Annotated in this window: 8 protein-coding genes; 1 reads left to right on the top strand and 7 read right to left on the bottom strand. The window is 38.2% G+C overall.

Translation table 11 applies throughout. From position 1 onward, the window contains the following. The first annotated feature begins 7 nt into the window (after positions 1–7). On the top strand, positions 8–2,212 hold the full coding sequence (locus BKM63_RS20355) for a xanthine dehydrogenase family protein molybdopterin-binding subunit (RefSeq protein WP_071638409.1): 2,205 nt from the start codon (positions 8–10) through the stop codon (positions 2,210–2,212). Positions 2,213–2,447: 235 nt separating this feature from the next. On the opposite strand, the gene BKM63_RS20350 is transcribed toward BKM63_RS20355, so the two are convergent. The 7 genes from BKM63_RS20350 to BKM63_RS20320 all read right to left on the bottom strand — a co-directional run bounded on the left by BKM63_RS20350 (position 2,448) and on the right by BKM63_RS20320 (position 14,693). Continuing rightward, positions 2,448–3,011 (bottom strand): DUF2911 domain-containing protein, encoded by a 564-nt coding sequence (locus BKM63_RS20350; protein ID WP_071638408.1) that lies wholly within the window; start codon positions 3,009–3,011, stop codon positions 2,448–2,450. 101 nt (positions 3,012–3,112) lie between these two features. Then, a complete protein-coding gene (locus tag BKM63_RS20345; protein ID WP_071638407.1) occupies positions 3,113–4,915 on the bottom strand; it encodes a glycoside hydrolase family 2 protein in 1,803 nt (600 codons plus the stop codon). A gap of 9 nt (positions 4,916–4,924) precedes the next feature. After that, a complete protein-coding gene (locus BKM63_RS20340; RefSeq protein WP_071638406.1) occupies positions 4,925–6,055 on the bottom strand; it encodes a T9SS type A sorting domain-containing protein in 1,131 nt (376 codons plus the stop codon). A gap of 236 nt (positions 6,056–6,291) precedes the next feature. Next, a complete protein-coding gene (locus BKM63_RS20335; RefSeq protein ID WP_242661202.1) occupies positions 6,292–8,616 on the bottom strand; it encodes a glycoside hydrolase family 2 protein in 2,325 nt (774 codons plus the stop codon). Between the two features lie 160 nt (positions 8,617–8,776). Further along, a complete protein-coding gene (locus BKM63_RS20330) occupies positions 8,777–9,970 on the bottom strand; it encodes a glycoside hydrolase family 88 protein (protein ID WP_071638404.1) in 1,194 nt (397 codons plus the stop codon). 184 nt (positions 9,971–10,154) lie between these two features. Continuing rightward, positions 10,155–11,675 carry a RagB/SusD family nutrient uptake outer membrane protein gene (locus BKM63_RS20325; protein ID WP_071638403.1) on the bottom strand — a complete coding sequence of 507 codons (1,521 nt, stop codon included), beginning with the start codon at positions 11,673–11,675 and terminating at the stop codon, positions 10,155–10,157. 15 nt (positions 11,676–11,690) lie between these two features. Further along, complete coding sequence (locus tag BKM63_RS20320) at positions 11,691–14,693, bottom strand: SusC/RagA family TonB-linked outer membrane protein (protein ID WP_071638402.1); 3,003 nt, start codon at positions 14,691–14,693, stop codon at positions 11,691–11,693. Positions 14,694–14,752: the final 59 nt, after the last annotated feature.

The raw sequence follows: 14,752 nt of genomic DNA, 5'->3' as shown, positions 1-14,752 counted from the left end.
TAGAATTATGAGCAAAACAAGTAATATTAATAGAGTTGACGGATTTGCTAAAGTAACAGGTTCAGCAACTTATTCGGCCGAATACAAAACACCTGGTGTTGTTTATGCCTGTTTGGTTGGAAGTACCATTGCAAAAGGAAGAATCAAAACCATTGATACTAAAAAAGCCGAATGGGCGCCGGGAGTGCTGGCGGTCATTACACACCTAAATGTGGATAAACCGGCTGGATATGAAAAAGCAAAAGACAAACATAACTTTGGCCAGCCGCTGCAGATCTTCAAAGACGATTCGGTTTTGTATTACGATCAGCCGATTGCTTTGGTTATTGCCGATACTTTTGAACGTATGCAGTATGCAGCGAGTTTAATTAAGGCTGATTATTTTAAAGAAGAACATTCGACTGAACTAAAAAAAGCGGCAGATAAAGAGAAAAAAGTAGAAACAGATAAAGGTAATGATTACCATCGCGGTGAACATGACGGTTATAAAAATGCAGAAGTAGTTTTAGAAGCCGAATATACGATTCCAACCGAAGTTCATAATCCGATGGAACTGGCGAATATCATTGCTAAATGGGACGGAAATAAGCCGATTTTATATACCAAAAGCCAAGGTGTTGAAGGAACCCGAAAGAGTGTTGCAGGCGTTTTTGGTGTTCCGGTTGAAGATGTTGAAGTGCATTCAGAATATTTAGGAGGTGCTTTCGGAATGGGGCTGCATACCTGGCCGTATGAAATTGCGGCATTAATTGGTTCTAAAAAATTAAATCGTCCGGTAAAATTAGTTTTGCACCGCGAGCAGATGTTTACCAATGTAGGTTTCAGACCTTACACGATTCAGAAAATGGGTCTTGGCGCAACGAAGGCAGGAAAACTAACTGGATTGACGCATGAAGCGGTCGCCATGACTTCAAGTTATGAGGATTTTATGGAAGGAACGGTAAACATGTCGCGATTTATTTACGATTGTGCCAATGTTTCGACACGTTACAGAATCGTACCGTTAGATACCTGCACGCCAATCTGGATGCGTGGCCCGGGAGAAGCTACGGGTTCTTTTGCATTAGAATCAGCGATGGATGAACTGGCGCATAAATTAAAGATGGATCCAATTGAATTTCGCAAACTGAATTATGCCGAGAAAGATCTGGAACAAAATAAACCCTGGAGCAGTAAATATCTTTTAGAATGCTACGAAGGCGGTATGGAACGCATTGGCTGGAAAAATCGTAAAAACGAACCAGGTTCTGTTAAGGAAGGAAACTGGCTTGTAGGTTACGGAATGGGAACGGGGACTTTTGGCTGTTATAGAAGCCCGACTTCTGTAAAAGCAAAATTTTTACCCGATGGGAATTTAGTGCTGCAATGCAGCGTAAATGATATGGGACCCGGAACAGCAACTATGATGACGGCAATTGGTGCCGAAATTACGGGACTTCCTGCCGAGAATGTGATCATAGAAATGGGAAAAAGCGGATTGCCAAAAGGCCCAACGCAGGGAGGATCGGCAACGACTTCGTCCGTTGGTTCTGCAGTTCATGATTCTTGTAATTTGCTAGTTAGTAAAGTATTGGAATTGGCAGCACAAAACTCTGTATTTAAAGGAATTGCTATTACAGATTTAACTTTTGAAAATGGTTTGATTTCTTCTAAAAAAGATAAAACAAAAACGGTTACTTTAACTTCTTTACTGAGCGCTAATAAATTAGACGGACTGGAAGTTGAAAATCTCTCAAAAGGAGCTGAAGAAGCTAAGAAATATTCGATTTATTCGTTTTCAGTTCACTTTGTAAAAGTATTAGTGAATCCGAATCTGGGTAAAATACGATTGGCGCATGTGGTTTCCTGTGCCGATATTGGAACGGTTATCAACCAGAAAACATCTGCCGGACAAATGTACGGAGGCGCAGTAGGAGGAATAGGAATGGGGCTGATGGAAACGCTCGAAATCGATCATCGTTTCGGACGTCCTATCAATAATAATTTTGCCGATTATCATGTTCCGGTAAATGCAGATATTGAAAAACAAGAGGTGTTTTTTGTGAATAAGAAAGACCCGATAAGCAATCCAATGGGAACGAAAGGTCTCGGTGAAACTGCTTTGGTTGGAATGGCGCCTGCAATCGCAAATGCCGTTTTTAACGCAACCGGAAAACGTGTACGGGATTTACCTATTACGTTGGATAAAATTATAGAGACAGTTAAGGTTTAGGCATAAAAACAATTACAATAATCCCTTTGAAAATAAGATCTTAAAGGGATTTTTTTGTGAAGTAACCTCATTTTTGTCATTTCGATCCCGAAGCCTCGGGATCGAAATGACAAGATTGCGTGATTAAGCTTTGAGATCTTGCGTAAATCTGTTCTTTGTGATTAAATAAAAAAAAAATCGCAAAGCTTAAAAAAACTTTGCGACTTTGAGCCTTCGCGGCATATATCATTAAAACTTATTTAACCGTAATTGGCAATTCAACGGTTGTTTTATCCCATCCAATAACCAGATTAGCTGTAGAACCCTGAGAAGTAAAAGCAATTGACAAAGCTTCGATTACTTCATTTACTGGTTTTACAGGAACTGAAACTCTCACAACATCTTTGCTTTCATCATAAGCATATCCGCCCCATAAATCCAATTCTTTATTAATAATGATGGTCCATTTGTCTTTTTGAGGAATAGCAAATAAACTGTACGTTCCTGCAGGAATGTTTTTTCCTCCAATTGTAACTGCTTTGTAAAATTTGATTTCCGTGTTTTCATTTGCACCTACTCTCCAAACTTCACCAAACTTTACAACATCACCAAAAATCGCACGCCCTTTTGCAGAAGGTCTTGCATAAGTAACTTTTACAACTGGATTAGGATTGTCAGTTTTTTTGAATTTAACAGCCTTGTTTGGAAAATAAGAAATATCAACCGGACTTGCATCAAGCGGTGCAAATTTCACCACATCTTGTGCCTGAACTGTAAACGCAGCAAATAAAGTAAGTGCCGCTAAACATAATTTTTTCATAGGATTACAATTTTTAGAATAACTACAAAGTAAGTTAATAATGAAGAAAAATCATATAAAAATAATTTGTTTTTTGTTAATGAATTGGTAATAGCTTACGTTTAGTTTTGTTCTTTTTTTATTTTGGCATACCAATTCTGCATGATGTAAAAAGCTTTCTTTTTTTCACCGTCATTTGAAATTAGACCTTTACGATTGTAACCATCCTGAATCCCTGGAAGTAATCGTTTTGGCGATCTGAAATCAACTAAAATCCAAGGGCTGGTTCCGCTCAAATGAGGAATCTTTTCGATCATTTTCAAATTCTGAATGTATAAATATTCCTGATATTCTTCGGTCCAGCGCTCGTTTTTTTCTCCGTGAAAACCAGCTTTTGCATCTCCTCCAAATTCAGAAACAAAAACAGGTTTGTTGTATGGTGTAGTCCAGAATGTTTTTTCAGCATTTTCTAAGTTACCGCCGTACCAGCCTAAATATTGGTTGAAAGCAATAATGTCAAGCGATTCCCCAATTTTATCATCAATTTTTCCATTATGCGTTAATAAAGCAGCACTGATTAATCTTGTATTATCTAATGATTTTGTATGAGTTACCAAATTTGTTATAAAAGTATTTCTGGCATCAGAAACCGGAGTTTCGTTGGCCATAGACCAGATTACAATACTGGCTCTGTTTTTATCTCTGGTGATTGCAGCCGTTAATTGATCCTGGGCATTCTGATATGTATTTTTGTTGGTGAATTCTACTGTCCAGTAAACCGGAATTTCCTCCCAGACCATTAATCCCATCTTATCAGCTTCTCTAACCATGTTTTCGTTATGCGGATAATGTGCCAGACGAACATAATTACAGCCTAATTCTTTTGCCCAGTTTAGTAAACGCAAAGCATCTTCTTCAGAATTAGCTCGTCCGCCTTTGGCATTTTCTTCATGAATGGAAATTCCTCTTAAAAAGACCGGTTTTCCGTTTAATAAGATTTTGTCTCCCTGCGTTTCAATTGTTCTGAACCCGATATTATCTTTTAATTTTTGTCCATTATAATCGATGAAAACATCGTATAATTTTGGATTTTCAGGTGACCAGTAGGAGATTTTTTTGGCTGGGATTTCAAAATTTAAAACTCCGTCAGCACCAATTTTTCCTTTGTAATTAATTTTTAATTCCGGAATGGAAACCGAAACCTGATTTTTTGCCGGATCTAAATTGTTGATTTTTATAAATCCAGAAATAACATTTGCATTTCCTTTTTTCAACTGAATAGTATAATCTTCCACAAAAGAAGCTTCTTCTTCAATTAAAGTAACATCGCGTGTAATACCGCCGTAATTCCACCAATCCGTATTAACGGTCGGCACATCTTCTTTATGACGGGTATTATCTACTTTAATAACCAAAAAGTTGTCTTTTGGTTTTATGAGTGCAGTAACTTCATAATTAAACGGAGTAAAACCTCCTTCGTGAGTGCCTAGTTTTTTTCCGTTTAAATACACATCGGCTCTGTAGTTGATGGCTCCCAAATACACAAAAAGACGTTTGTTAGCGGTCAGATTGTAATCGAAAGACTTTTTAAACCAGACATTTCCTTCGTAATATTTCAGTTCCGGAACTTGTGAATTCCAGTCACCCGGAATATTTATTGTGGGTGATTTATCAAAATCATATTCTACTAATTCCTGTTTGTTTGCCGCATGATAATTAGTAAAAAAAGCTCCTTTTGCCGGTTTTTCCTGTTTGTCGTATTGGTCAAGGTGAAAGCTGTAAAAACCAGTTTGGTAGGGATCAACAATGTAATTCCAAACACCGTTTAACGAAGTGGTATTTCGGTTTGGCACATTGGAGATTAAACCTTGAGATTGGCCAATATAGGCTGATGTCAGCAGTAAAAGGGTAATTAGTTTTTTCATTTGTAATATTTATTTTTTAATCATTTTTATACCTTTCGAAAAGGTATTTTCTTTTTTGAATTTGATAATATAAAGCCCCGATTTTAAAGACGATATATTAACATTTTCAGATAGGGTATCATGGGTAATAACTTGTTTGCCGCTGCTGTCGTAAATTCGTAATCCGTTATATTGATTTAAGATAACTTCCGACAGCTGTAATTTGTCTCCAACAGGATTTGGAAATTGTATAGATGCTTTTTCTTCTGCATGTTCTTTTGAAGATAAAGTGTTCAATTCTTCAATGCTAAAATCAGAAAAACGCATAGCTTCGTCTCTCATATTGGCAATATCGGCCAGACTGCGATAAATTCCCCATTTTGGTCGAATAAAGGAATTTGCTGCATATACAACACCGGCTGACGATGTGTAAGCAGGACGAATCGTTTGAATATTAGCATTGCTGTAATCCATTAACACCGTTCCGTCGCTTACTTTTTTAATCGTTATGGAATAAGTTCCCTGCAATCCAACCTTCACGGTTTCTACGGCTTCTACCCAAATTCCTTCAAACAAAGACATGTTTAGATTTTGATATTTTATAGTTGCGGCTGCAGCATCTTTATCATAAATTAATTCTAATCGCGTTCCTCCGTTGGATAATTTTCTCAGCGTTAAAGTAAAGAGAGGATCGTCATCATCGCCATCTACTGCTTTTACCTGATGAATGTGTGTAAAACTTGTCGTAGGTTTAAATCCCGCCGGCACTTTAAAACGCCATTTATATTGCACGGTTTCGCCAATTACTGCTTTTAAATTATCCGGAGAAGGGGCATACGATTTAATCTCAACACGCTGTCTGTCCGTTTTTCCCGCTACGGGTTCATTATCCGGAGGCGTATTACTCACATGAGAATAAAACTCAAAAACATTCTTGTTTAGTTCCGTATCAAAAACCTCGGCAATATGACGTCCAAAACCAGGATGAATTGCATCTGGAGCTTCAATCGCTCCGTTTGCTGTTCCAGGAGCTAATGCATTTGTAATGAGTTCATAAGTTCCTATTCCGTCAGGGCCGTCGGCATTTAAGGTTACTACTTGTGTATGGCCTGCAAAACTTGTCAATACTAAAACGATGATGCAAAAAAATCTATTTTTCATAAGTATTTAGTTTAATTGATTGTTTTAATTCATTCTCATTTTTGTCGAGCGGCGCGTGAGATACTTTGTTCCTCAGGATGACAAACCAGACTCAGTAATAGGATTGTAAAAAATCTGCTCAATCTGCATCCCGATAGCTATCGGGACTGCGTGAAACAAAATCTTTCTAGTCCTTTTAATCTGTGGCAAAAAACTTTGCGAACCTTGTGTAAACCTTAGCGAACTTTGCGGTTAAGCTAATTAACAGGAATCTTCAAGTATTCACCTTTAAAACTCTGGTTCAATGCCGTCATTTCAATTGGAGCGCCTGATCCATCCGGGATTACTTCGATAGCAGCTTTTCCGTTGGCCATTTTTATAGATTCACTTCCCGTTGGAGTTCCTTGGTTTTTTAAGGTTTTACCGCCTTTTAGGCATTGAAAATAAACACTTTCCTCATAATCCAGACAACGTAAATTGTTATTGTCAATAGCAATTGCTGTTACCAGATAATTGCCGTTTTTTAGTTTCTCGGCAGATAATTGTAAGGATGAGGCAGTATCATTTTTATTGAAACGATAATTGACTTTTAGGGTATCAGAAACGGTTTTGCCATCTTTATTTTTACCAATTGCCAAAAGCGTATTTTCGCCTTTTAAAAAATTAACATCCCAAGTTAATCCATTTGCAGGATAAAGCGAAAGATTTCTTTGTTTTTCGCCAAGAGATTTTCCGTTATGAAATAAAGTTACTTTCTCGCAATTGCTGAAAACGCTGATTGTTCTCGGGGTATTTTCAGGTCCTTGTCGTTCTGTCCAGGTATGCGATTCTATGTAGGCGAAAGGCTCTTTTGCCCAATAACTTTTAAAAACATAATATGCATCTTTTGGATTCCCGTTACGGTCTGTAAGTCCTTTTTGGTTCATATACGGAATATCGTCTTCCGGACGCAGCGGCGTTGCAAAATCCTTAAATGCCCATTGAACATTACCCACAAAGTCAGGATCATTCTCGGATATATGCAAATGCCAGTCAAATAAATCAACGATATAATTTTCGCTCCAGTCGCCAATTTGTGCAATGTTGGCCACTTTTGTCTGCACAATAGCTTCTTCCCAGCCTTCGGCTTTTATGACGTTTTCACCCGTTACCGGATTTTCGCTGTGGCGTCCCACATGACTGTCACCGCCATATTCGGCGTGGATGAAGTGTTTGTATTCTTTTTTGTAAACATTAATTGCTTTTTGGTAGCTTTTATAACTTCCGGAATACCAGCCAGACCAGATAGAAGGGGAGAACACATCTACAATATGCGAACCTTCGTAATACTTTCTAATGGCTGTTTTTCTGGTTGGATCTAATTTATGAGCAATGTCGTTTAACTCGGATAAAATGACATTTGTTTTTTCTGTATTATCGCCGTCAGGAAAATCAGGAAGCCAGTTCATTTCGTTTCCAAGAGACCAGATTATAATACTTGGATGATTATAGTTTTGATTGATGATTTCGGCCAGCATATTTTTGGTATTCGTTTTCCAAACCTCATTGCCAATACCGCCGCGACACCAAGGCAGTTCGTCCCAAACGAGTAAACCAAGTTCGTCGCAGGCTTTGTAGACTTCCGGATCTTGCGGATAATGTGCCAGACGAACAAAATTGGCACCCATATCTTTTATCGATTTCATATCGGCCCAATGCTGCTCGTTGGTCATCGCAGCGCCGACTCCGGCTTGTTCTTCATGACGATGTGTACCACGGATTAATAAACGTTTTCCATTCAAATAAAACGGACCGTGATCTTTAAACTCAAACCATCTGAAACCTACTTTTTCAGAAACGCTGTCTCTAATTTGATTTTTTTCTGATAAAACGGCCGTAAGACGATACAAATTCGGTTTTTCGGTATCCCAAAGCTCTGGGTTTTTGATGTTTTCGAATGTTATTGAAGCCGTTTTATCAGTAACAGGAATCGTTTTACTGGCAACTTTTTTCCCTTTTGGAGTTTTAAGGGTTACGGTTAACGATAGATCTTTGGAGTTTTCGGGATTTACAAAAGAAGAAACGATTTGTACCGAAGCTTTTTTAGCCGAAACTTCGGGAGTTGTAATCTTTAAATTTTCGATATGGTTTTTGTATTTCGATATCAGCCATACATCGCGCGTGATTCCTCCGTAAATAAAGAAATCACTTTTCTGCGACGGTATAATTTCGATGTCGTAACTATTATCAACGCGGACAAAAATATCGTTGTTTCCTTCTTTAATCAAGTTGGTAATGTCTATTGAAAAACCTATATAACCGCCAATATGACCTCCGGCTTCTTTACCGTTTACATATACTTTTGTGGTCACGTTTGAACCTTCAAAGTATAAAGAATAGACTTTGTTTTTGTCGATCTGCGAAATATTTAATTTCTTTTGATACCAGCTGGCATCGCGTCTGTAACCCGGATTTAAATCGGTTGCATCTTCGGCGTTCCAGGTATGCGGTAAGTTAAGTTTAGTCCAGTTGGTGTTTTTTTCTGCTTCGCTGAGGTTTGCGGTATGGTTTTCTAAGTACAGCCAATTGTCGTTAATATTCATCTTTGTCTGAGCAAAACTGCTGCTCAGACAAATCTGAAAAAAAACAAAAAGCGCAAAAATTGAAAAAGTTTTATTCGTTTTATTCATAGTTACAAAGGTTCATAGTTACAAAGGTTCAAAGGTTTTTCCGGCTCAAAGGTTCAAAGATTCAAAACCTTTGTTACTTTGAACCTTTGAGCCTTTGCACCTTTATTAAAGCTTCCAGAAAATAATAATCGGCGTAGATTATCGGTTCGTCAATTTCATCGTGTTTCGGCCAGTTTCCTGTGCTGTGATCGAATAAAAACGGAGCCTTAATTTTAGAATCTAAAATGTATTTGTCTGTTTGCACCGATGCCATCATTTTATCGGCGAAAGCCAGATAAGTTTGATTTTTAGTATAACCGTATAATTCATATAATGCCGATGCCATGACCATAGCAGCAGAAACATCTCGAGCCGAATTTGGAATACCAGGATCTTTAAAATCCCAATAAGGAATTCCGTCTTCAGGCAGATTTTTATTTGTCATAAAAAACTTTGCGGTGGCCTCGGCCTGCTTTTTATAAGCTTCGTCTTTGGTATAGCGATAAGCCATAGTAAAACCGTAAACAGCCCATCCCTGGCCGCGTGCCCAAACCGAATCATCATTATATCCCTGAAGTGTGGTTTTCTTTCTCACCGCACCGGTTTTCGGGTCATAATCGATAACATGATAACAGCTGTTGTCTTCTCTAAATTGATTTTTGAGTGTCGTATTGGCGTGTTTAATGGCTATGTCGCGGTATTTTGGATTTCCTGATATTTTAGAAGCTTCAAAAAGCAGTTCCAGATTCATCATATTATCGATGATGACCGGATAATCCCAAATTTCTTTGTTGAAGTCCCATGAACGTATAGAACCCACTTTTGGATTGAATCTTGTGCATAAAGTTTCGGCGCCTTTAATAATTACGGCTTCGTATTCTTTCTTGTTTTCCACTTTTAGGGCTTCTCCAAAACTGCAAAACACTTTAAAACCTACGTCATGCGAATTACTGTTGACACTTTCTTTTTTGCTGAAAGGCGTCCATTTTTGAGCTTGTTCTTTATATTTTGAGTCGCCTGTTAACCGGTACAACTGCCAGAGGTTGCCGGCAAAAAAACCGCTTGTCCAGTCTCTAGACGGTACTTTGCGAATCTCATTGGTTTTGATATTCATACTTCGGGGCATAGACATCGAATCAACCGGATAATCGAGTAACATTTTGTAACGCGTTTCCAGAAGACTGTTTGCCGCTGTTGTGTTTTTTGTTTGGGTATTAATCCCGGACCTGCATGCTGTTGCCAGCGATGCAAACCCAAGAATTAAACAAATGAAACTAACTTTATTCATGTGCAGGTATTATGTTTTTAATGGAATATGATATCGTCACTTTTCAATTTAATGCTGAATCATGGCGATCTCTTACTAATTAATGTAACCTGTTGTGTACTTTAACAGATAGAGACATAGTTTAAAAGCTATGTTTCTATGTGGTAAATGTATTTATAGTCAACGGATTAATTAATTTTAATGTTTAATAACCGGGATTGTTTGGTTTTAAATTTGGGTTAATGGCCAGTTCTGTTCCCGGCAGCGGCCATAAGTAATCTCTGTTTGGATCAAAATTGGCATGGGGTTCAAGACCTGCAGGGCCAAATACTTCCGGACCATTTTTAAGTCTTTTGATGTCGTACCATCGTACATATTCAAAAGCCAGTTCTAATCTTCTTTCATCAATTACCATTTTTCTAAAATCAGCCTGAGATAAACCCGGTGTTACATTTGCCGGAAACGAAACCAGTTTTCCTGCTTTATTTCTTGCTCTTGCGCGCACTCGGTTTACATATCCGTCAGCTTCTGTAGTTCCCGGCGTAATTTCGTTTAAAGCCTCGGCGGCCGTCAGCAGTACTTCTGCAAAACGCATTGTGATGTAATTGTGCTGCGAGGTTCTTCCGTTGGCACCGGCTTTTCCCGGAAAACGGAAATACTTAGCAATATGCGGACGAGGTGCTTTTTCGTTATCGCTTGAAGGATAAACCTGCAAAGCGCCACCAGGGCCTGTTTTTTTTCTGATAATAGTATCAAAACTCACAGCTCTTCTGTAATCTCTCTGATCCCAGGTTTGGAATACTTTGAGCGATGGAACGGCCACAGAAAACCCTTGTCCGTAGCTGTAACTGTCATCTTTTAAGGAACCGGTAAAAAATGCGGTATAATCCTGTCCATAATTTCCGGAAGTCAGGTTGTTGAAATCAATTGTAAATAATGGTTCTTTTAAGGAAGCTGTTTTTGTCGCATTAAATAAATCCTGAAAATCAGCATCAAGACCTAAACCAAACTTCGCTTCGTTAGTAATTACAAATTTGGCTTCGTCATAAGCTTTTTGGTAATTTCCTAAAGTCAGGTAAACTGAAGCTAAATAACCTGCCGCAGTACCTTTTCCCGGAACAGCTTTTACTTTTGGTTTGTCTTCCAGCCATTGTTTGGCAAATTCTAAATCGGCTATAATTTTTGGGTAAACATCTGCTTCTTTTGTTCTGCTTAAAGAGTTGATCTGAGCCACATCATTTACTACAAAATCAATGTAGGGAATGTCTCCAAAAAGGCGCACTAAATGGTAATAGGTAAAAGCTCTTGCAAAATAAGCCTGAGCCACAATTGCGTTTACTTTGGCAGGATCTCCGGGTGTTTTTTTAGCGCCTTCAATTGCCTGGTTTGCGGCTGTAATAATAACATACGACTGCGGCCAAAAATTCGCTACAAGAGCGTTGGTGTCGTTCATGCTCATATCATTTACATCGATTCGCGCCGCCTGAGTGGTTCTGTCGCCAATATCGGCCATATCGTCGCGAAGCATCAGGGCGATCGTAAATTCTCTTCCCCAATAATTATTATGTGCAATATTTGCAAAAGCTCCGTTTACTGCTGCCTGCAGATCATCTGTATTATTAAAAAAGTTCTCTGGGCGAATGATACCTACCGGTTTTTCTTCCAGATCAGAACATCCAAAAAAAGCGAGTGTTCCGAAGAATAGGAAAGCTATATATTTTTTCATAGTATTTTTATTAGACTAAAATTTTACATTAAGACCCATTGTAAACGTTCTCACGTTTGGATAACCGCCATAATCTAATCCTAAATTGGTGTTGCTTCTTGAATTATTATCGTTTAAGTAGCTAGTTTCAGGATCAGTTCCGGGATAGTTGGTAATGGTCCAGAGGTTTTGTGCACTAATGTAAAAGCGAACCTTGTTTAGTCCCATTTTTGAAACAATATTATCGCTTAAACTATAACCTAATGAAATGTTTTTTAAACGAATGTAGCTTCCGTCATATACAAATCTTGATGTAATTCTCTTGGTTCTTGCCGCATTAACAGGCACATTCGTATCTGTATTGGTTGGTGTCCATGAATTTAAAACTTCTGTTGTAGCGTTATTATTTCCTGATGCCAATTCCATTAAAGTATAGTTTAAGATTTGGCCTCCTTCTGATCCCTGAAAGAAAATGTTTAAATCCAGATTTTTATAGGTAAAATCGTTATTGAACCCGAAGATGAAATCTGGATTTGGATTTCCGATGATGGTTTTATCATTAGAATCCAGTTTTCCGTCACCGTTAAAATCTTTAAATTTTTCACCTCCGGCAACAGTTTCAAAGTTCCCCGGTAAAACGGCTTCTCCCTGCTGAATTACTCCATCATAAATAAACCCAAAGAAAGAACCAACCGGCTGTCCAACTCTTAAAATCTGAGATTCTGTTGCCAAAAAGTGGCCCGGAGCAGAGTTGATTAAAAGATCTTTGTTATCTGCTAATTTTAATACTTTGTTTTTGTTTGATGAAATATTAAAGTTTGTAGACCATGTAAAATCAGCACCGATAAAGTTTTTAGTATTAATACCCAGTTCCCATCCTTTGTTTTCTAATTCCCCAACGTTTTGAAGCTGAGAAGCAATTCCGGAAACTCCCGGAAGCGGTCTGTTAAACAATAAATCTTTCGTGATTGTTTTATAATAATCGGCTGTAATGCTGATTCGGTTATCAAATAAACCTAAATCTATCCCGTAATCCTGCTGATATGAAGTTTCCCATTTTAAATTCGGGTTATCTAATGAAGTCAGCTGTACGGCATTTACAATTACGTCACCGCTTACATAATAAATTTCAGAGAAACGGGAAAGAGTAGAGTAAGCACCAATAGACGGGTTACCAGTTGCACCATAACTTGCTCTCAATTTAAGATTTGAAACCGTTTTACTGTCTTTTAAGAAATTTTCTTTACCAATATTCCATCCAATTGCTCCCGAAGGGAAAGTTCCGTATTTGTAGTTTTTACTAAAGCTGGAAGAACCGTCTCGTCTGGCCGTAAAGGTTAGTAAATACTTATCATCATAATCAAAGTTCAACCTTCCGAAAGCCGAAATTAATTCTGTTTCAGATAATCCCGAATCCGGTTTTAAGAACACGGTTCCGGCTCCTAAATTTCGGTAAGAATTGGTATTTGTTAAAAATCCTCTCGAAGCGGCATACGAATTTTCGTTTTTGTTTTTTTGGTACGAGTAACCACCCAGAACCGTTAAAACTCCTCGGTCGATAATTTCACGTTTAAAAGTCAAATAATTCTCTGTAAGGAAAGAAGAAAATCTGGTATTGTTCACAGAAGCTTCTCCTTTGATATTTTTTCCTGCAATTAAAGTTGAAGGAATAAATCTTCCGGTCTGCGAATTAGTATCAGTTAAACCTAAAGTAGTTTTAAAATTAAGGTCTTTTGTAATTTGATAGGAGGCAAAGAAGTTATTTCTGTTTACGATAGAAACGGTTTCCAGAATGTTTTCCATAGCTGTAGCATACGGGTTGTCGATATCATCACCAATTGGAGCTGTGGTAGTAAAACTTCCATCAGCATTATAAATTCCTTTGTCCGGCATGAATCTGTAAGCAGAAGCAATTACACCCGCAGCACCCGTACCGCCGGCTCCTGTCTGGCTCACAATTCCGTCTTTGTTTTGTTTGCTTGTAAACGTGTTTAAACCTACTTTAAATTTAGGAGATAAGTCGGCTTCAAGATTACCTACAATTGTATATCTGTCAATTCCGGAATTAATTACAACTCCATTTTGATTGAAATAGGTTCCGGAAACATAATACCTCACATTTTCAGAACCGCCCGAAAAGGACAACTGTGTATTCGAGATCATTCCATCGCGGTAAATAACATCCTGCCAGTCTGTATTTGCAGGCCCCTGCGTATGTGTCGTAAAACTTTTTCTATACGCCGCAAACTGATCTGCATTAAGTAAATGCAGTTTATTGTTTACGGACTGCACCGAAGTAGAATTGCTGAATTCAATTACCGGTTTTCCTGGTTTTCCTTTTTTAGTGGTAACCATAATAACTCCGTTTGAACCTCTGGATCCGTAAATTGCCGTTGCCGAGGCATCTTTTAAAACCTCGATAGAAGCAATGTCCTGAGGTGCCGGCATCGAAACGCCTGCAAAACCATCTACTACTACAAGGGCATCACCGCTTGCATTAATCGAAGTACCGCCGCGGACTCTGATTTTAACAGGAGCACCAGGCTCACCACCGTTATTAGATTGTACCGAAACTCCGGCTGCACGTCCCTGCAAAGCTTGTTCTGCACTTAAAACAGGATAAGCAGTAAGTTCTTTGGCAGTTACAGAAGATACAGAACCGGTAATATCACTCTTTTTACGGGTTCCGTAACCTACTACAATTACTTCATCAAGATTTTTCGTATCTGGTTTTAAACTTACATTTATGACAGTTTTATTTCCTACCGGAATTTCAACTGTTTGATAACCTACAAAATTGAAAACTAAAACAGGATTTTTCTCTGAAATGATAACAGTGTAATTTCCATCCATATCTGCAGAAGCTCCAACAGAGGAGTTTTTAATATAGACATTTGCACCAGGAAGGCCCAGTAAATCTTCGCTTGAAGTTACCTTTCCGGTAACTTTTCGTTCCTGTGCATTCATCACGATATTTACCAGTAAAAAAGCTACCAGTAAAAACCATTTAAACGATTTGATTTTTTGGTTTGTCAACATTCATTTTTTGGTTTTAAGGTTAATGTTAGATAAAGTAGAAAAGCAATAAGCTCATTCCG

The sequence above is a fragment of the Flavobacterium johnsoniae genome (assembly GCF_001879205.1).
In the GTDB taxonomy this organism is placed as follows: domain Bacteria; phylum Bacteroidota; class Bacteroidia; order Flavobacteriales; family Flavobacteriaceae; genus Flavobacterium; species Flavobacterium johnsoniae_A.
Note: the sequence above shows the minus strand (reverse complement) of the source record. Positions and strands in the feature narration are given on the sequence as shown.

Bases quoted from the DNA above. Each gene is read 5' to 3' on its own strand.
- BKM63_RS20340 (WP_071638406.1), bottom strand. From the start codon at position 6,055: ATGAAAAATAGATTTTTTTGCATCATCGTTTTAGTATTGACAAGTTTT.
- BKM63_RS20350 (WP_071638408.1), bottom strand. From the start codon at position 3,011: ATGAAAAAATTATGTTTAGCGGCACTTACTTTATTTGCTGCGTTTACA.
- BKM63_RS20320 (WP_071638402.1), bottom strand. From the start codon at position 14,693: ATGTTGACAAACCAAAAAATCAAATCGTTTAAATGGTTTTTACTGGTA.
- BKM63_RS20325 (WP_071638403.1), bottom strand. From the start codon at position 11,675: ATGAAAAAATATATAGCTTTCCTATTCTTCGGAACACTCGCTTTTTTT.
- BKM63_RS20355 (WP_071638409.1), top strand. From the start codon at position 8: ATGAGCAAAACAAGTAATATTAATAGAGTTGACGGATTTGCTAAAGTA.
- BKM63_RS20345 (WP_071638407.1), bottom strand. From the start codon at position 4,915: ATGAAAAAACTAATTACCCTTTTACTGCTGACATCAGCCTATATTGGC.
- BKM63_RS20335 (WP_242661202.1), bottom strand. From the start codon at position 8,616: ATGAATATTAACGACAATTGGCTGTACTTAGAAAACCATACCGCAAAC.
- BKM63_RS20330 (WP_071638404.1), bottom strand. From the start codon at position 9,970: ATGAATAAAGTTAGTTTCATTTGTTTAATTCTTGGGTTTGCATCGCTG.